This is a genomic window from Stenotrophomonas maltophilia, from assembly GCF_039555535.1.
Lineage (GTDB): Bacteria > Pseudomonadota > Gammaproteobacteria > Xanthomonadales > Xanthomonadaceae > Stenotrophomonas > Stenotrophomonas maltophilia_Q.
Map to the genome: position 1 here is coordinate 2224895 of NZ_CP154630.1, position 17710 is coordinate 2242604.

The window sequence follows — 17710 nt, forward strand, 5'->3', positions numbered from 1 at the left end:
CGGCGCAGGACCATCTTCGCCACATCGAAGGTCCGGATAATCCTGCATAATCCGCCAACATCATCCGGATACGCGAACAATGGACCGTTTCACGGCAATGCGCGCCTTCGTCCGTATTGTCGAGCGCCGCAGCTTCACGCGTGCCTCCGAAGACCTGGGCCTGCCGCGCGCCACGGTGACCGATGCGATCAAGGCGTTGGAAACGCGGCTGGGCGTGCGCCTGTTGCACCGGACCACGCGGTTGGTGGTGCCGACGCTGGAAGGTGAGGCCTTCTACGGCCGTTGCCTGCGCCTGATCGCCGACATGGACGACGCAGAAGCCGCGTTCCGTGACGTACCCCCGCGTGGCCCGCTGCGAATCGAGGTGCATGGCACGCTGGGGCGACATCTGCTGCTTCCGCACCTGCCGGACTTCCTGCAGCGCTACCCGGAGATCGAGCTGGAGGTCAGCGAGGGCGACCGCTATGTGGATCTGCTGCGCGAGGGTGTGGACGCGGCGCTGCGGGTCGGCGCGCTGGCCGACAGTGATCTGGCGGCGCGACGGTTGACGATGCTGCGTGAGGTCACGGTGGCCTCGCCAGGCTACGTGCAGGACAGGGGCCTGCCGGGCAGCATCGAATCCCTGCTGCATGGCCACGAAATGGTCGGCTATCGCTCCAGTGCCACCGGCCAGCTGATTCCGTTGGAGTTCCAGCAAGGCATGCAGGTGCGCTATGTGCCGCTCCCCGCACGGGTGCGTGTTTCCGGCGCGGATGCGTTCCTGGGCGCCGCGCTGGCGGGGCTGGGAATCATCCAGGCACCGCGCTACCGGATGGACCCGTACATCGCGCGTGGGCAACTGCTCGAACTGCTGCCGGAGGTGCCGCCGACGCCGAGTCCGTTGAACTTGGTCTACCTGCGCAGCCGCACACCATCGCCACGCCTGCGGGTATTCATTGATTGGGTGGCCGGTGTGTTTGACCCGACAGGGGTTGCGGGCCAGCGGCCGGCACTACCGGGCTGAGGTGCTCGGCAGCACCAGCTCGAAAAAGGTGCCGGTGTCATCTGACGCAACACTCACGCTGCCGCCGTGCGCCTGTGCAATCGCGCGGGTGATCGCCAGGCCTAGTCCGGCACCTTCATGGCGGCCACGTTCGGTGCGGTAGAAGCGATCGAACAGGCGCGGCAGCGCTTCGGCGGCGATCGGCGTGCCAAGGTTGTGCACACTGACCCTGCACACGCCATCGGCCACGACCAGCCGCACCCGCACTTCGCTGCCCACGGCTGCGTGCTTCAACGCGTTGGACAGCAGGTTGGCAATCGCCCGGTGCAGCATCAAGCGGTTGCCTTCCACGCTCGCCACACCTTCGCGGCGCAGGGTCAACTGCCGGTCCCCGGCCAGAAGCTCGTAGAACTCCAGCAGCGAATCCACCACCCCATCCAGCGCCACTGGCTCGCGCGAGGGCAGTGCACCCGGCGCTTCGGCCTGCGCCAGGTACAGCAGGTCACCCACGGTCTGCGCCAGCTGCTGCAGTTCCTCGGCGCAGGACGCCAGCGTCTCGCGATAGGCCTCGTTGCTGCGCGGGTGCGCCAGCACCACCTGCACCTGGGTCAGCATGTTGGTGATCGGTGTGCGCAGTTCATGGGCGAGATCACCGGAGAACTCGGTCAGCCGCGCGAAGTCCTGCTGCAGGCGCGCCAGCATCCCGTTGAGCGTCTGCGCCAGCTGTTCCAGTTCGGCCGGTGCACTGCGTGCACTCAGCCGGTGCTGCAGCCGGCCGGCGGTGATCTGCCGGGCCTCATCGGCCAGCGCGCGCAGCGGCCGCAGCGTGCGCCGAACCACGTAGCCGCCGAGCAGGCTGCTGGCCACCGCGGCGCCAATGATGGCGATTGCAAGAAGATGGCGGAAGCTCTGCAGGAAATCGGCATGGCGGTCGTCATCGATGGCCAGCAGGGTGACCAGCCGGCTGCCGTCGGCCAGGGTCTGGCGCAGGTGCAGAGCATGCATGCAGCGGCCATCGGCGAGGATCCAGTCGTGTCGTCGTGGCGCGGCGTCGATCGGCTGGCTGCGTGCATGCTCGCGCAGCAGTGCCGGTGCGGTGGAAAACAGCACCGCGCCGTTCCCATCAACAATGTGGAAGGCGATATCCGGATGGTGGCCCAGTGCCTCCGCCAATCGCTGCCCGCGTGCGGATGCAGGTCCGTTGCCGGCCAGGTCACGGATCAACGCTACCTTGTTCTCCAGTTCGCTGAAGTCCTGGGCCACAAGGTCGTGGCGGGCGCTGACATAGATCGCCACGCCCAATGCGGCCAGCACCAGGGTGGCCACGATGGCGAACAGCAGCGTCAGCCGTAACGCAATGGAACGGCGCAGGCTCATCCGTTGCTCACAGTGCCGTCGTCCGGTGCCTCGAGCACGTAGCCCATGCCGCGCACGGTGACGATCAGCTTGGCGTCGAAGTCATCGTCGATCTTCGCGCGCAGGCGGCGGATCGCCACGTCGATCACGTTGGTGTCGCTGTCGAAGTTCATGTCCCATACCTGCGAGGCGATCAACGAGCGCGGCAGCACTTCGCCGCGCCGCCGCGCCAGCAGTTCCAGCAGGGTGTATTCCTTCTGGCTGAGGGGGATGCGCTGGCCGCCGCGTTCGACCCGGCGGCGCAGCGTGTCTACCACCAGGTCGGCGATGACGATGCGTTCGGCCTGCGGCAGCGCCTGGCCACGACGCAGCAGGGTGCGCACGCGCGCCAGCAGCTCGGCGAAGGCGAACGGCTTGGCCAGGTAGTCATCCGCGCCCAGCTCCAGGCCCTGCACGCGGTCGGCGATGCTGCTGCGCGCGGTGAGGAACAGCACCGGCACCTGCCATCCGGCCTCGCGCAGCCGCGACAGCACGTTCCAGCCATCCAGGCCGGGCAGCATCACGTCGAGGATGACCAGCTGGTACTCGCCGCTGCCGGCCAGGTGCAGCCCGTCGACGCCGTTGCAGGCGAGGTCGACCACGTAGCCGGCCTCGATCAGGCCCTGGCGCAGGTAGTTGCCGGTCTTGGGTTCGTCTTCGACGATCAGCAGTTTCATGGTGTGCCCATCATCGCAGCTTGAGCCCGTGCTGGAACGGATGAATCATGCCAATGGGTCCAGTGTGCCGAGCACCGCTACGCAGGCCAGCACCAGCACGGCGAGCATCGATTCGCAGGCCAGGCTGTGGCGCAGGGAACGCAGCGGCCGTGGTTGCCAGCCGCCATGGATGGAAACCGCCAGTGCCGGCACCAGCCGCCAGCGATGCAGTGCCGCCAGCCCCAGCATGCCGCCCACCAGGGCCAGCTTGAGCAGCAGCCAGCGCCCGTGCGCAGTGCCGGTGAGGGTCTGCACCGAGCCACCGAGATCGATGTAGGTATAGGTGCCGGTCATTGCCAGCGCGGCGACGATGATGGTGCCGGGCACGGCGAAGCTGTGCGCGGCCTGCCACAACTCGTAGGTGCGTTCGCGCAGGCGCAGGCCCTGGCGTCGCAGTGCCAGCTGCAGGATGGCGGCGATCGCACCGACCCAGGCGCCGGCGGCCAACAGGTGGACGATGCCGGTAGCAAGACGCAGCCTGCCAGCGAGCCCATCGCCAGCAGCGGCGTGGCCATTCCAGGCGAGGCTGGCCAGGGTCGCCGCCGAGAATGCCAGCAGCGCCAGACGGCGCAGGCCCTGCACCGGGCGTTTGACTGCCAGCAGCGGCAGCATTGCCAGCAGGGCCAGGATGCGCAGCAGCCCCGCCTCACCCACCGGCGTACCGGTAAGAAACCAGCGCGCCGTCTCGCCATCGATGTCGACCGGTGATATGCCAAGCACGCTGGACAATCGGCTGGCCGCATCGGTGACGACCAGGATCAGCGCAACCACGGCGAGTGCCAGCGAGATGCCGCGTGGCAGCCCGGGTCGGACGAACAGCAGCCGCCCGAACAGCAGCATCAGCACCAGGTACAACGCCAGCCGCAACGCATACGGTGAGAGCCCGGCCACGACGACAGCCTTACTTCACGGTGAAGCGGTAGCTGCCAGTAATCGGATGAGTGTCCTGGCCGACCGCGCGCCATTGCAGTGCGTAGCTGCCTGCGGGCAGCGGCTTGGCGAAACGTGCGCGCAACGTGTGGCCATCTTCGGAAATGTCCTGTGCGGTGGTGGCCATGGCCATCTTCATGCGGCCATGGTCCATGCTCAGTTCGATGCGGGTGGCACGCGGCATCACCTTCTCACTGAACTGCAGCGTGATCTCGGTCGCCGGGGCTACGGTGGCGTCGGCGGCAGGCGTCGAACTCACCAGGCTGGGATGCGCCAGCGCCAGCGGCGCAGCCGCGAGGCCGGACAGGAGAAGAACAAGGGAAACGGAGCGGATCGGGAAACGGGTCATGCGCGGGACACCTGTGGGAGAACTGGCTCTCAGGGTGAAGAGTGGCGCCTTTCGCTGCCCTGACGCGGACATTACCGCCTTGTAATGTTCGTTGGCTGCCGGCCCGCGGCCGGCACTACCGGGTACGTGACTGCGCGATCCATGCAGACGGCGAACAGCCGAGCACGCGGCGGAATGCCGCGCTGAATTTGCTGGGACTGGCATACCCGCTGGCCAAGGCAACATCGGTGACACGGCGGCCCTGCGCGAGTTCGGTGCGCGCCCAGTGCATGCGGCGCTGGGTGAGGAATGCGTAGGGTGGCAGGCCTGTGGCCGCGCGTAGCGCCCGACTGAACGTTGCGGTCTCCATCTGCACTGCAGCAGCCAGCTGTGGGACCGTCAGCGCCCGACCGTGCTGCGCGTCGATGTAGGCCTCCAGTTGTCGCAGCCGTCGTGCCGACAGCGCGGACGTGGTGCCGCGTGCCTCGCGAGGTTGGCCGGCAAGCTGGCGCAGGCGGTGCAGCAGCACCTGCGCGCCATGCTCAAGGAAGCCGGGCAGGCAGGCATCGGCCTGCGTGCTGCACCACAACGCGGTCAGCACCGCGGACACCACCGGATCGCGGTGCAGCCGTGCAGCCAGCGGCTGCAGGTGATGCAGCGTCTGCACGTTACACCGGCTATCTGGCCGCACGCTACCAGTTCGAGTCTGGACTTTACGCGCGGCTGGAATCGCAGTTCACCGGCTCCAGCGCACTTGACGAGCGCAACCGCGCCTTCCAGCCGGCCGCCGCCGTGCTGGGTGCGCAGCTGGGCTACGAAACCGGGCCGTGGAGTGCACGGCTATTCGTGCAGAACCTGACCAACAAGCGTCGCATCAACGGCCTGATCTTCGACAATCTGGCTTTTGGGCGTGTTGGCAACTACTACGGCCCGGTCGACAGCCCGCGCATCTTCGGCGCGGAACTAGGCTACCGCTTCTGATGATAGGTAGTGCCGGCCACTGGCCGGCATTTTCGGGGCGCTGGCTAGCGGCCGGCACTACCGTTTGCGCAGCGCCCGCCGGTTGCCGATGTGAGCGAACGCCAGCAGCGCGCCACCACTGGCGGTCGCTATGCCATGCCAGAGCGGCGATTCCTTCAGCGGCAGGTACAGGGAGGCCGACAGCAGCAGGATGGCGCCGGTGCAGGCCAGCTGCACAGGCCGCCAGCACCCATGCCGATGCACCCCGGCCGAGGTACTCGCCAAGGCCAGCGAGGAGGCCAGCAGCGCGAACAGCCACTCCCAGCGCGACATCAGCAGCAGCAGCGTCATTACGCCATGACCGGGGTGCTGGAACGAGCGCAGCGCCATCATTGCCGCTGGCATGAACGCAAGCAGCAGGGGCAGGGCGATGCAGTGCGCGGTGCAGGCCAGTGACAGCCAGGCGCCGGCGAGGTCGATGTGGGGGTGCCAGCGTGCCGAAGTTGGCGGCTGGGCTGGGGCCCTTGCAGGCGTCGTGGGGATGTGGTCCATAATGTTACATAGTAACAACTGGAGCCCCCCCCATGAAGCTTCCTGCTGCTCTTTTCCTGCTGCTGGCCGCCAGCGCCGCGCAGGCCCACGACATCCGTCAGCACGCACCGCACGTGCATGGCCAGGCGACCGTTGATGTTGCCCTCGATCAGGGCACTCTGGATGTTGCCCTTCAGGCGCCGGGCATCGGCATCCTCGATTACGAGCGACCGCCGGCCAGTTCAGCCGAGCAGGTCGCGCTGGCACGCGCTACGTCGCTGCTGAAGGGCGGCAGCTGGGTAACCCTGCCCACCGCTGCAGACTGCCGTCTGATCAGCAGTAAAGCAGATGCCGAGGGCTTCGATGCGCCTGCCGCCGCGCCATCGGCAGGACAGCATCTACACGCGGGTTTCACTGCCACGCTGCAGTACCGCTGCACGAATCCGGCCGCGTTGCGCGCCATCGTCATGCGGTTGCCCGTGCTGTTCCCGGGCCTGCACGAAGTCATCGTCAACAGTGCGACAGCCAACGGCCAGAATCGCAACGTGCTGACCCCCGACAACCTGCGCGTGGTGCTGGCCCCGTGAGCGCGGCCCCGGTGATCGCCCTGGAAGACGTGCAGTTCGGATACGGCATGCAGCTGGTGCTGGATATCCCGCGGTTATGGGTCGAGCAGGGCAGCAGCGTGCTGCTGCGCGGAATCAGTGGCGGCGGCAAAAGTACCTTGCTGGGCCTGCTGGCTGGTGTGCTGCTACCCGGCAAGGGTCGTGTCGAGGTGGCAGGCCGGGCACTGCAGGACATGGGAGGGGCGGCGCGGGATCGTTTCCGAGCCGACCAACTGGGCGTGATCTTCCAGCAGTTCAATCTGCTGCCGTTCCTCACGGTGCGCGACAACATCGCATTGGGCCTGCGCTTCTCGCGCCTGCGCAGCGCGCGCATCAGTGGGCCGCTGGATGCCGAGATCGCACGCCTGTTGTCAGCCCTGCAGCTGGACCCGGCGTTGATGCAGCGACGCGCGGGTACGCTCAGCGTTGGCCAGCAACAACGCGTGGCGGCAGCACGCGCCCTGATCGGTCGCCCGGCGTTGCTGCTGGCCGATGAGCCCACCTCAGCGCTCGACCGTGAAGCGGCGACCGCCTTCCTGCGGCTGATGTCCGCGCAGTGCCAGGCGGCCGGCACCACGGTGCTGGTGGTCAGCCATGATGACAGCCTGGAGCCGTTGTTCGACCGCACGATTGCCCTGTCGCAGATCAACCAGGCAGGTGCCGGCCATGCTTGAGCTTGCCTGGGCCAGCCTGCGCAGCCGCGCATTGAGTGTCGGCTTGACCGTACTGGTCATCACCCTCAGCGTGGTGTTGCTGCTGGGCGTCGAACGTGTGCGCACGCAGGCGCACGAGGGGTTCGCCAGCACCGTGTCGGGCACCGATCTGATCGTCGGTGCGCGTTCGGGGCCGGTGAACCTGCTGCTGTATTCGGTGTTCCATATCGGCGACCCGACCAATAACGTGTCCTGGCAGTCCTACCAGGAGCTGTCCGCGTTGCCACAGGTGAAGTGGGCGGTGCCGCTTTCGCTGGGCGATTCCTGGCGCGGCTACCGCGTGGTCGGCACCAGCGGTGGCTATTTCGAGCATTACCGCTACGGCGCCGGGCACGCGCTTGCGTTCGCGGACGGTCGGCCGTTCGTTGACCTGTATGACGTGGTGATCGGCGCGGAGGTGGCACGCGCGCAGAAGGTCGGTCTCGGCGACGAGATCGTACTGGCCCACGGTACCGGCGCGGTCACCCTGGCTACGCATGCCGACAAGCCGTTCCGCGTGGCAGGCATCCTGCAGCGCACCGGCACGCCGGTCGATTCATCGGTGCTGGTTTCGTTGCCGGCCATCGAGGCGATCCATGTCGACTGGCGCTCAGGCATGCAGCTGCGCAGCCAGAGCGTCAGTGCCGAGCAGGCGCGCCACCTGGACCTGACCCCGACCAGCATCACTGCCTTCATGCTCGGCCTGAACTCGCGCATCGCCACGTTCTCGGTGCAGCGCAGGATCAACGAATACCCGGACGAGGCGATGCTGGCGATCCTGCCCGGTGTGACCCTGCAACAGCTGTGGCAGTCACTGGGCACCGCCGAGCGGGCGTTGCAGCTGATCAGTGCAATGGTGGTGCTGCTGGGCATGGTCTCGCTGGTGGCGCTGCTGGTCTCGACCCTGCAGGAGCGGCGGCGTGAGATGGCCATCCTGCGTGCCACCGGCGCGCGACCGGGCTACATCGCCGGCCTGCTGGTGGTGGAAGCGGTGGCGACCAGTGCGGTGGCCTGCGTGCTGGCCTTGTCGCTGCTGGCGGCCGCCAGCATTGCCGGTCGCGGCTGGGTGCTGGCCACCTTCGGCCTGTCGATCACCCATGCCTGGCCGGACGGCCGTGAACTGGCATGTGTTGCGGGCGTGCTGCTGATCAGCGCCGTGGCCGGGCTGGTGCCGGCATTGCTGGCTTACCGGCGCACCTTGGCCGATGGCCTTTCATCGGGAGGTTGAGCATGCGCTGGATGCAGGCATTGCCGATGCTGTTGGCGCTGGCCGCCTGCGAGCGGCCGGTGGATACCGGTGTGCAGGCATTGCCTCCCTCGCCGGTGGTCGACCGCGCCGACCCTGCGAATGCGGCAGAGCAGGAACTGGACTGGCTGCAGATGATGCCCAAGGACGAGCTGGCCGCGCTGGAGCGGGGCGAGGGCCCGGAGGTCGAGCACAACGGCAACCGGCGCATGCCGCAGTTCGGTACGTTCCGTACGGTGGAGACGGTGCTGCAGCGACCGGTGCGCCTGCCGGGCTACGTGGTACCGCTGGCCAACGCGCAGGACGGGCGGCTGACCGAATTCCTGTTCGTGCCGTACTACGGTGCCTGCATCCACGTGCCACCACCACCACCGAACCAGATCGTGCACGTGGTGCTGCCCCGGCCGATCGAGATGCCGGACATGTACTCGCCATTTTTCCTGGCCGGCACCCTGCGTGCCGAACGGTTGGATGACGATCTGGCTGGTTCGGCCTACACCATGCGTGACGCACAGCTGAGGCCCTATGAACCGTAGCCACCTGCTGCTCCTGCTGGGATGCCTGTGGTTGGCGGGCTGCACGTCGCCGGGCAGCGATGCCGTGGTGGCCACGCCGCAGGACAAGCCGGCACCCTTGGCCATGGCCGAAGCGCCCGTCGACCGCTGGGATGCACTGCGGCCCGACGAAGTCACCTACCAGCGCCCGCCGCCGCAGATCGGCCTGTCACGCGATGGCATGGACGGCGTGGGCGGCCTGATCGACGACACTGGCTCCGGCACGCCACCGGGGCAGGAGATCGACCATTCCAGCCCGGATCGCGCCAAGCAGTTCGGCTCTTCGCGTGTGGTCGATGCCGTAGACGGCCGCGCAGTGGACCTGGACGGTTACATGGTACCGCTCGGCACCAACGATGCCGGCCTGGTCGATGAACTGCTGTTCGTGCCGTTCTATGGGGCGTGCATCCACGTGCCGCCACCACCGCCGAACCAGATCATCCATGTGACCCTGGCGACACCGATCGCGCTGGGCGACCTGTGGGATCCGTACCGGCTTGCCGGCCGCCTGCAGGTGAAGCGTTTCGATGCGGATATCGCCAGCGCGTCCTACGATGTGGCGGCGGCCACGCTCACGGCGATCCACAACTGATGCGCAGGCGCTGGATCATTGCTGCCGGGGGACTGCTGGCGGCGCTCGCGCTGCTGATGTGGTGGCAACGGCAGTCTGCACCCACCGCGCCGCCGGCGGTGGCGTTTCCGGCACCCGCGCCGGATGCCAGCCAGCGCATCGAACAGTACCTGGGTGACGACAATGCATTCCGCAACGACGTGCTGTTCCTGCTCGCGGCAACCCTGCGTGATCGCTGCCAGCCGGCGCAGGCGGGATTGCTGGCGCGCATGGCCAATCGTGCATCACTGCCGGTGCTGGCGGCGGTCAGCGCGGTGACCCAGCAGGATCCATCGCTGGACCGGCCGATCTACCAGTACATCCAGCATCGCGCCGATGCCACGCAGTGCGGCCAGCCGCTGCAGATGCCATTGGGTGGTGGACGGAGCATGGCGGTGGACATCGAGCAGTACGCGCGCACCTTCCCCGACAGCTATTTCGACCCGCAGCGCAGCAGCGAGCCACGCGATTTCGGTGGGCTGTCGTTGCAGCAGCGCGCCGGCAACGCCTGCAACAGCGTGGTGTACTCGGTGCTGCCGCTGGGTGGTGCCGACTGGCGTTGCAGCAGCCTGCGGGCGAATGCGCGTTCGCGGGTGCGCGGGCTATGCGAAGACGAGCTGCGGCGCCAGCATGGGGGGACTGGTGGGGAGCTGGACATGGCCGTGGGGCAGGGCATGCAGGGGGCGGTGGTATCGGCGATCGCCGCGTTGCCGCAGGACTGCCAATGAAGGTTCCATTCCGCAGAGCGTGGCCCGGCGAGACGTACGCGGGAAGATGAACATTTCCCGCCGGGCAACCTGAATTGCTGTCCGGACAGCCATAACTATACAGGACATCCGGTATAGTTATGGCCGTACTTCACCCCATCAGGTTGTCCCATGGCTCTGTCCCAGCCTTTGGCCGGTGCTCCGGCCCTGTCGCGTGCCCGTCGCTGGGCACTGTTGTTCACCGTCGCTGCCGGCCTGTTGCTGGTCACGCTGGACAACTCCGTGCTCTACACCGCACTGCCCACGCTGACCGAAGAACTCTCGGCCAGTGCCGGCCAGGCGCTGTGGATCATCAACGCCTATCCGCTGGTGATGGCCGGCCTGCTGCTGGGTGCGGGTACGCTGGGCGACCGCATCGGCCACCGCCGCATGTTCCTGATCGGCCTGGTGGTGTTCGGCGTGGCCTCGCTGGCGGCGGCGTTCGCCGACACCGCAGCGCAGCTGATTGCCGCACGCGCGTTCCTGGCGGTCGGCGCGGCAGCAATGATGCCGGCCACGCTGGCGCTGATCGGCCTGAGCTTCCATGAGGAGCGCGAGCGCAACATCGCCATTGCGATCTGGGGCTCGGTGGCCATCGTCGGCGCGGCGCTTGGCCCGATCATCGGCGGCTGGTTGCTGCAGCATTTCTGGTGGGGCTCGGTGTTCCTGATCAACGTGCCGGTGGTGGTGGTCGCCTTCGTGGCCACGCTGCTGCTGGCGCCGGAAGGCCAGCGTGACACCTCGCGGCCCTGGGACCTGGTTTCGTCGCTGCTGGCATTGGCCGCTCTTTCCGGCCTCGTGCTGGCGATCAAGTCGCTGATCGCCACGCCGCCATCGTATGGACTGGGCGCTGGTGCGCTGCTGTTGGCCATGGTGACCGGCGCGGCGTTCGCTCGTCGCCAACAACAGCTGCCGTATCCGCTGCTGGACTTCGCGATCTTCCGCAACCCGGCGTTCCTGGCCGGCACGTTGTCGGCGGTATTCACCCTGTTCGCGATGGCCGGCCTGCAGCTGGTCACCACCCAGCGCTTCCAGCTGGTGGCGGGCTTTACGCCGCTGCAGGCGGGGCTGCTGGTATCGGTGGCAGCACTGGGCAGCCTGCCCAGTGCGCTGCTGGGCGGCAGCATCCTGCATCGGGTCGGCCTGCGTCCGTTGATCTGCGGCGGCCTGGCTGCGGGTGCGCTGGGTGTCGGCGTGGTGGCGTTCGGCTTCCCGCACGGGCTCGGCTGGGTGGTGGCAGGCATGGCGATCACCGGTTTCGGCATGGGTTCGGCCATCTCGGTGGCGTCCACCGCCATCCTCAACAATGTGCCGGCACACCGGGCAGGCATGGCCTCGTCGGTGGAAGAGGTGTCCTATGAGTTCGGCGGCCTGCTGGCGGTGGCGATGCTGGGCAGCCTGAGCGCCGCGATGTACAGCGCATTCCTGCCGGTCTCGGCCGACATGCCTGTACTTGCCCGGGAAGGCTTCACCCAGGCGCTGCATGCCGCGCGCGAGAGCGGGCAGGGCGAGTGGTTCGCATTGGCTGCGGCGGCGTATGACCGTGGCTACCAGATCGTGCTGCTGGTGATCACGGCGGTGCTGGCGCTTGGCGCGACGATCCTGGCGCGCCTGCTGCGCGGCCGCGTTGGCAGCCGCGAGGGCGCGGCCGATCGCGTAAAATGACGCGATGAGAACCAGCAAGCGCGACCGCATCCTCGACGCCGCCGTCAACGTGATCAATCGTGACGGCGTGCGTGCGGTGACCTTCGAGTCGGTGGCGGCCGAGGCCAAGCTGACCCGTGGTGGCCTGCTGTATCACTTCCCGTCGCGCGAGGCGCTGCTGCGCGGCATCGACGAGCATCTGGTGCAGGCCTGGGAGACGTCGATGGAAACGCTGTTGGGCAAGACTGCCGAGCAGGCCACTGCGCTGGAGCGTTACCAGACCTTCGTGCGCGTGTCGGCCCAGAGCGCCACCCGTGCCGAGCTGATGTTCATGCTGGAATCGGCCGACCCTGAAGCGGGCGAGCGTCCGTGGGGCCCGGCGGTCCAGCGCTGGGCACCGTCCGCGCCGGAGGCCGGGAATGTCGACCCGACGACGCTCGACAATTTCGTGGCGCGCTTGGCGGCTGATGGCCTGTGGATCTATGAGGCGATGTACGAAGGGCAGCTGGATGAAGATGTGCGCGCCCAGGTTGCCGAGCGCATCGCCGGGTTGCTGGCGAAGTCTGATGGGTCGCCGCACTTGTAGAGTCGAGCCATGCTCGACTGCTCTTCGGTCAGGCAACGAAACCCCCGCGCTACCCAGCCGGCGCTACGCTCGCGGCCAACCACGCCCGCGGCGAGGCCCCCAACCGCTTGCGGAACGCCTTCGACAGCGAGGCGGTATCGGCAAACCCCACCTCGATCGCCACCTGCTTGACCGCCATGCCGGCCCGCAGCTGCGCGCAGGCCAGACTCAGCCGCCAGTCCAGCAGGTAGCTGGCCGGCGTGGCCTGCATCACGTCCTTGAACACCGCTGCGAACGCACTGCGCGACATGCCGGCGGTCGCGGCCATGCGCGGCAGCGTCCATTCGTCCTGCGGCGCCTGGTGCATCGCCACTAGTGTGCGTGCCAGCCGTGCATCGGACAGGCCGCGCATCAGCCCATGGCTGACGCCTGCTGCATCCGGGTGATCGACCACCCAGCGCAGGATCTGGATCAGCGCCACCTCGAACAGGCGATTGGTCAGCAGCCGGGAACCGCAGCGCTGGCGATCGGCCTCGGCAAACAGCAGCTGCAGGGTGTCATCCAGTTCGCCGATGGCCGCCAGCGGCACCACAATCACCGGTGGCAGCGACTGCACGATCGGATTGCGCGCACCGCCATCGAAATCCAGCGTGGCGCAGGTGAAATCCGGGCCATCCAGCGGTGCGTTGAAGAACACGTGGTGCAGCGGCTGCGGATACAACAGCAGGCTGGGTGTGTCGATCTTCAACCGGGGCAGCGCGATATCGCCGCCGGGATGGCGGACCTCCATTTCACCCTGGCGCAGGATGTGCAGGAAGGCACGACCGGGCTGCGGCTCGAAGACATGGCGCCCGCACAGCGGACCGCTGTGGAACAGCGCGGCCTGCACCCGGAAGCGCTCCAGCAGGGAGGAGAGGCGGTCGGGTGGGGAGGTGTCGGCGGGCGTGCTCATGGATGAATGGACAACAGGTTTGGCTGATTTAGCCTGATTCGTCCGGCGAGTCTACCTAGGATGAGCGGGTCGTCCAATCCCGGGCGCTTTCCCAAGGAAATCCACCATGTCCCGTGTCCCCCTGATCGATGCCGCCAACACCACCGCCAACCGCCAGGCCCTGCTGGGCCAGGTCCACGCCGCTTTCGGCGCCACCCCGGCAATGTTCCGCGCCGTTGCCAATTCCCCTGCCGCTCTGCAGAGCATGTGGGGTTCGTTCGGTGCGCTGGGCGGCGGTCGCCTGTCACCGCTGCTGGGCGAGCAGATCGCTGTGGCCATCGCCAATCGCAATGCCTGCGAGTACTGCCTGGCGGCGCACACCGCGCTGGGCCGCAAGGCCGGTGCCAGCAGCGAGCAGATGGCCGCCGCGCAGATCGGCCAGTCCAGCGATCCGGTTACCGCAGCTGCGCTGGACTTCGCGCTGAAGGTGGTCGAGCAGCGTGCGCGGATCACCGATGGCGATGTGCAGGCGCTGCGGACGGCCGGCTTCGACGACGAGCAGATCGTCGAGATTCTCGCCCACGTGGCGCTCAACCTGTTTACCAATTACGTCAACGTAGCATTCGACGTGCCGGTGGACTTCCCGAAGGTGGCGTTGCGCTGAGATTCGGTTCGGCCCGGGCGGCAGTGGTCGCCGGGGCCGGTCTGAATGGAGCCGGCCGGGTAGAGTCGACTGTCAGTCGACCATCGCGCGCAGCGCGGGGTTTTCGCGGGTCTGAACGAAGAGCAGTCGACTGACAGTCGACCCTACCCGGTCGATTCTACCCAGTCGATGCTACTTGTCGTTTGCCTGCAGTCGCTCGGGATGGGTATACACATTGAACCCGCTTTCCCGTGCGAACCCGACCAGGCACAGGCCTGCACCACGGGCCAGGTCGATCGCCAGCGCGGTCGGTGCCGAGACTGCCGCCAGCACGCTGGCACCGGCCCGCACGGCCTTGCTGACCATCTCGTAACTGGCCCGGCTGGAAATCACCAGCAGGCCGCCCTCGATCGTGTGTTCGTTGTGATGCAAGGCGCCGATCAGCTTGTCCAGCGCGTTGTGGCGACCGACATCCTCGCGCACCCAACCGATGCGGCCGCTGGCATCGGCCCAGGCCGCGGCGTGGGTCGAGCCACTCACCGCATTCATCGGCTGATGCTGCACCAGCGTGGCCAGCGCCCGTTGCAGGGCTGCCGGTGAATAGGTCCGGCGCTCACGCACCTCGGGCAGTGGCCGCAGCACCTCTTCCAGTTGGCGCGAACCGCACAGGCCACAGCCGCCGCGGCCGGGCAGCAGGCGCCCATTTGCCGGATCCAGGCCGGCGCCGGGCGCATCGCCGGTCACCGCCATCTGCAGTTCGATGCCCTCCAGTTGCGGGTGGATGTCGATCGACAGCAGCTGCGAGGGCGTAGCGATCAGACCCTCGCTGAGCGAGAACCCCAGCGCGAAGTCCTCCAGGTCGCAGGGCGTGGCCATCATCACTGCGAAGGCGGCGCCGTTGTAACGCAGCGCCACCGGCACTTCTTCGGCCACCACATCGACCAGCGGCTGTTGCCCCTCGCTGCGCCAGCGCTGCAACGGGCGCTGGGCCGTGCCGGCAGGCGGGGTGTGCGATGTGGGCGAATCAGGCATGCAGCGCGTCCGGACAAGGGAGATACGCAGGTGGTGGACCACCCACGGCATCGAGAATAGCGCAGCGGCCACGCGCTGACGCAGGTGTAACCGTTGTCATGGCAGGCTGCGCTGAAAACAGCGTGCACCCACTGGCGAAGCGGCGTGGGCCGTGCTTGACTGTGGGGCTGGCCGTGCCATCGAACGCGCCGCCGGACCGCGTTGTGCCGATTGTTGCTGCGTTCCTCCCGCCAGGTTCCCGAACATGTCCGAGCAGAAACCGCCGCGTTACAAGCCCTACAACCAGCCCGCCGGTGGCTGGGGTGCCGCCGGCGCCACCGCCAAGGTGCTGCTGCAGCAGAGCGTGATCGGCAAAGGCTCGAAGGCGCTGCTGGCGATGAACCAGCCCGGTGGCTTCAAATGCCCCAGCTGCGCGTTCCCCGATGCCGACGAACGCAAGAAGCTGGAGTTCTGCGAAAACGGTGCCAAGGCGCTGGCCTGGGAGGCCACCCAGTTCCGCGCCGGCCGTGAGCTGTTCGCGCAGCACACCGTTGCCGAACTGATGGCGCAGACCGACTACTGGCTGGAGATGCAGGGCCGGCTGACCGAGCCGATGCGCTACGACGCGGCGACCGACCACTATGTGCCGTGCAGCTGGGACGATGCCTTCGCGCTGATCGGCCGCCATCTGCAGGCGCTGGACAGCCCGCACCAGGCCGAGTTCTACACCTCTGGGCGCACGCCCAACGAAGCCGCCTTCCTCTATTCGATCTTCGTACGCGAGTTCGGCACCAACAACTTCCCGGACTGCTCGAACATGTGCCACGAGCCGACCAGCCGCGGCCTGCCGCCGGCCATCGGGGTGGGCAAGGGCACCATTGTTCTGCAGGACTTCGAGCACGCCGAGGCGATCTTCGTGATCGGCCAGAACACCGGCACCAACTCGCCGCGGATGATGAGCAACCTGGTTGAGGCGCGCAAACGCGGCATTCCGATCGTGGCGGTCAACCCGATGCCCGAGCGTGCGCTGATCCGCTTCGCCGAGCCGCAGGACGTGGTGCAGATGGCCACATTCGGTTCGACCGAGATCACCAGCGAGTTCGTGCACATCCGCATCGGCGGCGACCTGGCGCTGATCAAGGGCATGATGAAGGTGATGTTCGAGCGCGAGGCGCAGGGCGAGCGCGTGCTCGACCATGATTTCCTGGCCGAACACACGGTGGGCCTGGAGGCGCTGCGCGAGGACGTGATGGCGCAGGACTGGGACGAGATCGTGCGGGTCTCCGGCATCACACAGGCGCAGATCCGTCGCTGTGCGGAGATCTACATCCGCTCCAATGCCACCGTGATCTGCTACGGCATGGGGCTGACCCAGCACCAGTACGGCTCGCGCCTGCTGCAGCAGGTGGCCAACCTGCTGTTGCTGCGGGGCAACTTCGGCAAGCCCGGTGCTGGCATCGGGCCGATCCGCGGCCATTCCAATGTGCAGGGCGACCGTACCGTCGGTATTGACGAGAAGCCCAAGCCGGCCTATCTGGACCGCGTGCAGCAGGTGTTCGGCTTCGATCCGCCGCGCGAGCACGGGCACCACGTGGTCGAGTCGATCGAGGCGATGCTGGATGGCAGCGCCAAGGTATTCATCGGCCTGGGCGGCAACTTCATCCATGCCGTGCCTGATACGCCGCGCGCGTACGAGGCCATGCGCGGCCTTGAGCTGACCGTGGGCATCGCCACCAAGCTCAACCGTGGCCACCTGGTGCATGGTCGCGATGCGCTGATCCTGCCAGTGGTGGCGCGCTCGGAGCGCATCGTCACGCCGGCCGGCGAGCAGTTCGTCACCATCGAAGATGCGATGTCGAATGTGACAGCGTCGCGCGGCGTGCTGGAGCCTGCCAGCGCCGACGTGTTGCCCGAGGTCGAGATCGTCTGCCGCATGGCGATGGCAACCCTGCCGCACAGCAGGGTCGACTGGGTACGCTGCATGCACGACTACGGCCCCATCCGTGATCTGATCGCTGCTGTATACCCGGAGATCTACACCGGCTTCAACGAGCGCATCCAGCAGCCGCATGGTTTCCACCTGGACATCCCGCCGCGCCGCCGCGCATGGCCCACACCCAATGGCAAGGCCAACATCCTGGTGATGCCCGGCCTGGACGTGGACGATCCCGTGCACGACCCGGACATGCTGCGCCTGGCCACTGTCCGTTCGCACGACCAGTACAACACCACCATCTACAGCTACAACGACCGCTATCGTGGCGTGTACAACGATCGTATGGTGCTGTTCATGAACATCGAGGACCGGCTGGCACGAGGCCTGGAGAAAGAGGCGCTGGTCAGCCTGGAGACGATCAGCGGCGATGGCGTGCAGCGGCGCATCGAGGGCCTGACCGTACTGGACTACCCGATGCCGCGCGGCGCGCTGGCCGGCTACTACCCCGAACTGAACCCATTGCTGCCGCTGGACTACTACGACCGCATCAGCGGCACGCCCGCAGCCAAGTCGATCCCGGTGCGGATGAGTGCGATGGCGGCGGCGATTGCGTGAGGCGCGCATCGGCTATCATCCGCATGTGAACCTGCCTGGCTTGCTGCTGCGATGGATGCTGCTCGTTGCC

At 67.3% G+C, this 17710-nt stretch carries 20 protein-coding genes; 12 read left to right on the forward strand and 8 right to left on the reverse strand.

The window, feature by feature from the left end; translation table 11 throughout:
• The first annotated feature begins 79 nt into the window (after positions 1–79).
• Complete coding sequence (locus tag AASM09_RS10255) at positions 80–1003, forward strand: LysR family transcriptional regulator (protein WP_049426826.1); 924 nt, start codon at positions 80–82, stop codon at positions 1001–1003.
• Here the strand turns inward: AASM09_RS10255 and AASM09_RS10260 are convergent.
• The 5 genes from AASM09_RS10260 to AASM09_RS10280 all read right to left on the reverse strand — a co-directional run bounded on the left by AASM09_RS10260 (position 992) and on the right by AASM09_RS10280 (position 5018).
• Positions 992–2359, reverse strand: a complete 1368-nt coding sequence (locus tag AASM09_RS10260) for a heavy metal sensor histidine kinase (protein ID WP_049426825.1) — start codon at positions 2357–2359, stop codon at positions 992–994. The two genes, AASM09_RS10255 and AASM09_RS10260, sit on opposite strands and share 12 nt — an antisense overlap.
• Positions 2356–3054: a heavy metal response regulator transcription factor gene (locus tag AASM09_RS10265; protein WP_049409535.1), complete on the reverse strand. Its 699-nt coding sequence runs from the start codon at positions 3052–3054 to the stop codon at positions 2356–2358. Before AASM09_RS10265 ends, AASM09_RS10260 begins: the two co-directional genes overlap by 4 nt.
• Positions 3055–3099: 45 nt before the next feature.
• Positions 3100–3984: a copper homeostasis membrane protein CopD gene (gene copD, locus AASM09_RS10270; RefSeq protein ID WP_049426824.1), complete on the reverse strand. Its 885-nt coding sequence runs from the start codon at positions 3982–3984 to the stop codon at positions 3100–3102.
• Between the two features lie 10 nt (positions 3985–3994).
• The gene (gene copC, locus AASM09_RS10275) at positions 3995–4372 is read right to left on the reverse strand and encodes a copper homeostasis periplasmic binding protein CopC (RefSeq protein WP_049426823.1); all 378 of its coding nucleotides are present in this window, start codon (positions 4370–4372) and stop codon (positions 3995–3997) included.
• Between the two features lie 115 nt (positions 4373–4487).
• Complete coding sequence (locus tag AASM09_RS10280) at positions 4488–5018, reverse strand: helix-turn-helix transcriptional regulator (RefSeq protein ID WP_238378705.1); 531 nt, start codon at positions 5016–5018, stop codon at positions 4488–4490.
• Between AASM09_RS10280 and AASM09_RS10285 the strand changes: the two genes are divergently transcribed.
• Positions 4982–5332, forward strand: coding sequence for a TonB-dependent receptor (locus tag AASM09_RS10285; RefSeq protein WP_238378706.1), 351 nt, complete (start codon positions 4982–4984; stop codon positions 5330–5332). The two genes, AASM09_RS10280 and AASM09_RS10285, sit on opposite strands and share 37 nt — an antisense overlap.
• 57 nt (positions 5333–5389) lie before the next feature.
• Here AASM09_RS10285 and AASM09_RS10290 read toward each other — a convergent pair whose 3' ends face one another.
• Positions 5390–5863, reverse strand: a complete 474-nt coding sequence (locus AASM09_RS10290; protein ID WP_049426821.1) for a MerC domain-containing protein — start codon at positions 5861–5863, stop codon at positions 5390–5392.
• A gap of 32 nt (positions 5864–5895) precedes the next feature.
• Between AASM09_RS10290 and AASM09_RS10295 the strand changes: the two genes are divergently transcribed.
• From AASM09_RS10295 to AASM09_RS10330, 8 genes are all read left to right on the forward strand, one after another.
• Positions 5896–6429, forward strand: a complete 534-nt coding sequence (locus AASM09_RS10295; RefSeq protein WP_049426820.1) for a ZrgA family zinc uptake protein — start codon at positions 5896–5898, stop codon at positions 6427–6429.
• Positions 6426–7121 (forward strand): ATP-binding cassette domain-containing protein, encoded by a 696-nt coding sequence (locus tag AASM09_RS10300; protein WP_049426819.1) that lies wholly within the window; start codon positions 6426–6428, stop codon positions 7119–7121. The genes AASM09_RS10295 and AASM09_RS10300 overlap by 4 nt, the downstream gene beginning before the upstream one ends.
• Positions 7114–8367 (forward strand): ABC transporter permease, encoded by a 1254-nt coding sequence (locus tag AASM09_RS10305; protein ID WP_049426818.1) that lies wholly within the window; start codon positions 7114–7116, stop codon positions 8365–8367. Before AASM09_RS10300 ends, AASM09_RS10305 begins: the two co-directional genes overlap by 8 nt.
• A gap of 2 nt (positions 8368–8369) precedes the next feature.
• Positions 8370–8921, forward strand: coding sequence for a DUF3299 domain-containing protein (locus AASM09_RS10310; RefSeq protein ID WP_049426817.1), 552 nt, complete (start codon positions 8370–8372; stop codon positions 8919–8921).
• On the forward strand, positions 8911–9531 hold the full coding sequence (locus AASM09_RS10315; protein WP_049426816.1) for a DUF3299 domain-containing protein: 621 nt from the start codon (positions 8911–8913) through the stop codon (positions 9529–9531). The genes AASM09_RS10310 and AASM09_RS10315 overlap by 11 nt, the downstream gene beginning before the upstream one ends.
• A complete protein-coding gene (locus tag AASM09_RS10320) occupies positions 9531–10277 on the forward strand; it encodes a hypothetical protein (RefSeq protein WP_049426815.1) in 747 nt (248 codons plus the stop codon). The genes AASM09_RS10315 and AASM09_RS10320 overlap by 1 nt, the downstream gene beginning before the upstream one ends.
• A gap of 150 nt (positions 10278–10427) precedes the next feature.
• A complete protein-coding gene (locus AASM09_RS10325) occupies positions 10428–11960 on the forward strand; it encodes an MFS transporter (RefSeq protein ID WP_049426814.1) in 1533 nt (510 codons plus the stop codon).
• Positions 11961–11964: 4 nt separating this feature from the next.
• Entirely contained in the window at positions 11965–12525 is a 561-nt protein-coding gene (locus AASM09_RS10330) for a TetR/AcrR family transcriptional regulator (RefSeq protein ID WP_049426813.1), read from the forward strand.
• A 49-nt stretch (positions 12526–12574) separates the two neighbouring features.
• Here the strand turns inward: AASM09_RS10330 and AASM09_RS10335 are convergent, their stop codons facing one another.
• Complete coding sequence (locus AASM09_RS10335) at positions 12575–13456, reverse strand: AraC family transcriptional regulator (RefSeq protein ID WP_049426812.1); 882 nt, start codon at positions 13454–13456, stop codon at positions 12575–12577.
• 106 nt (positions 13457–13562) lie between these two features.
• Between AASM09_RS10335 and AASM09_RS10340 the strand changes: the two genes are divergently transcribed.
• Entirely contained in the window at positions 13563–14099 is a 537-nt protein-coding gene (locus AASM09_RS10340) for a carboxymuconolactone decarboxylase family protein (RefSeq protein WP_049426811.1), read from the forward strand.
• Positions 14100–14270: 171 nt separating this feature from the next.
• Here AASM09_RS10340 and fdhD read toward each other — a convergent pair whose 3' ends face one another.
• Entirely contained in the window at positions 14271–15110 is an 840-nt protein-coding gene (gene fdhD, locus AASM09_RS10345; protein ID WP_049426810.1) for a formate dehydrogenase accessory sulfurtransferase FdhD, read from the reverse strand.
• A 244-nt stretch (positions 15111–15354) separates the two neighbouring features.
• On the opposite strand from fdhD, the gene AASM09_RS10350 reads away from it, so the two are divergent.
• Positions 15355–17640, forward strand: a complete 2286-nt coding sequence (locus AASM09_RS10350; protein WP_100443839.1) for an FdhF/YdeP family oxidoreductase — start codon at positions 15355–15357, stop codon at positions 17638–17640.
• Positions 17641–17710: the final 70 nt, after the last annotated feature.

Excerpts from the sequence above, each read along its gene's own strand:
- copC (WP_049426823.1), bottom strand. The coding sequence starts at position 4,372 with ATGACCCGTTTCCCGATCCGCTCCGTTTCCCTTGTTCTTCTCCTGTCC.
- AASM09_RS10255 (WP_049426826.1), top strand. The coding sequence starts at position 80 with ATGGACCGTTTCACGGCAATGCGCGCCTTCGTCCGTATTGTCGAGCGC.
- AASM09_RS10260 (WP_049426825.1), bottom strand. The coding sequence starts at position 2,359 with ATGAGCCTGCGCCGTTCCATTGCGTTACGGCTGACGCTGCTGTTCGCC.
- AASM09_RS10335 (WP_049426812.1), bottom strand. The coding sequence starts at position 13,456 with ATGAGCACGCCCGCCGACACCTCCCCACCCGACCGCCTCTCCTCCCTG.
- fdhD (WP_049426810.1), bottom strand. The coding sequence starts at position 15,110 with ATGCCTGATTCGCCCACATCGCACACCCCGCCTGCCGGCACGGCCCAG.
- AASM09_RS10340 (WP_049426811.1), top strand. The coding sequence starts at position 13,563 with ATGTCCCGTGTCCCCCTGATCGATGCCGCCAACACCACCGCCAACCGC.
- AASM09_RS10320 (WP_049426815.1), top strand. The coding sequence starts at position 9,531 with ATGCGCAGGCGCTGGATCATTGCTGCCGGGGGACTGCTGGCGGCGCTC.
- AASM09_RS10310 (WP_049426817.1), top strand. The coding sequence starts at position 8,370 with ATGCGCTGGATGCAGGCATTGCCGATGCTGTTGGCGCTGGCCGCCTGC.
- AASM09_RS10325 (WP_049426814.1), top strand. The coding sequence starts at position 10,428 with ATGGCTCTGTCCCAGCCTTTGGCCGGTGCTCCGGCCCTGTCGCGTGCC.
- AASM09_RS10315 (WP_049426816.1), top strand. The coding sequence starts at position 8,911 with ATGAACCGTAGCCACCTGCTGCTCCTGCTGGGATGCCTGTGGTTGGCG.
- AASM09_RS10290 (WP_049426821.1), bottom strand. The coding sequence starts at position 5,863 with ATGGACCACATCCCCACGACGCCTGCAAGGGCCCCAGCCCAGCCGCCA.
- AASM09_RS10265 (WP_049409535.1), bottom strand. The coding sequence starts at position 3,054 with ATGAAACTGCTGATCGTCGAAGACGAACCCAAGACCGGCAACTACCTG.
- AASM09_RS10295 (WP_049426820.1), top strand. The coding sequence starts at position 5,896 with ATGAAGCTTCCTGCTGCTCTTTTCCTGCTGCTGGCCGCCAGCGCCGCG.
- AASM09_RS10350 (WP_100443839.1), top strand. The coding sequence starts at position 15,355 with ATGTCCGAGCAGAAACCGCCGCGTTACAAGCCCTACAACCAGCCCGCC.
- AASM09_RS10330 (WP_049426813.1), top strand. The coding sequence starts at position 11,965 with ATGAGAACCAGCAAGCGCGACCGCATCCTCGACGCCGCCGTCAACGTG.
- AASM09_RS10305 (WP_049426818.1), top strand. The coding sequence starts at position 7,114 with ATGCTTGAGCTTGCCTGGGCCAGCCTGCGCAGCCGCGCATTGAGTGTC.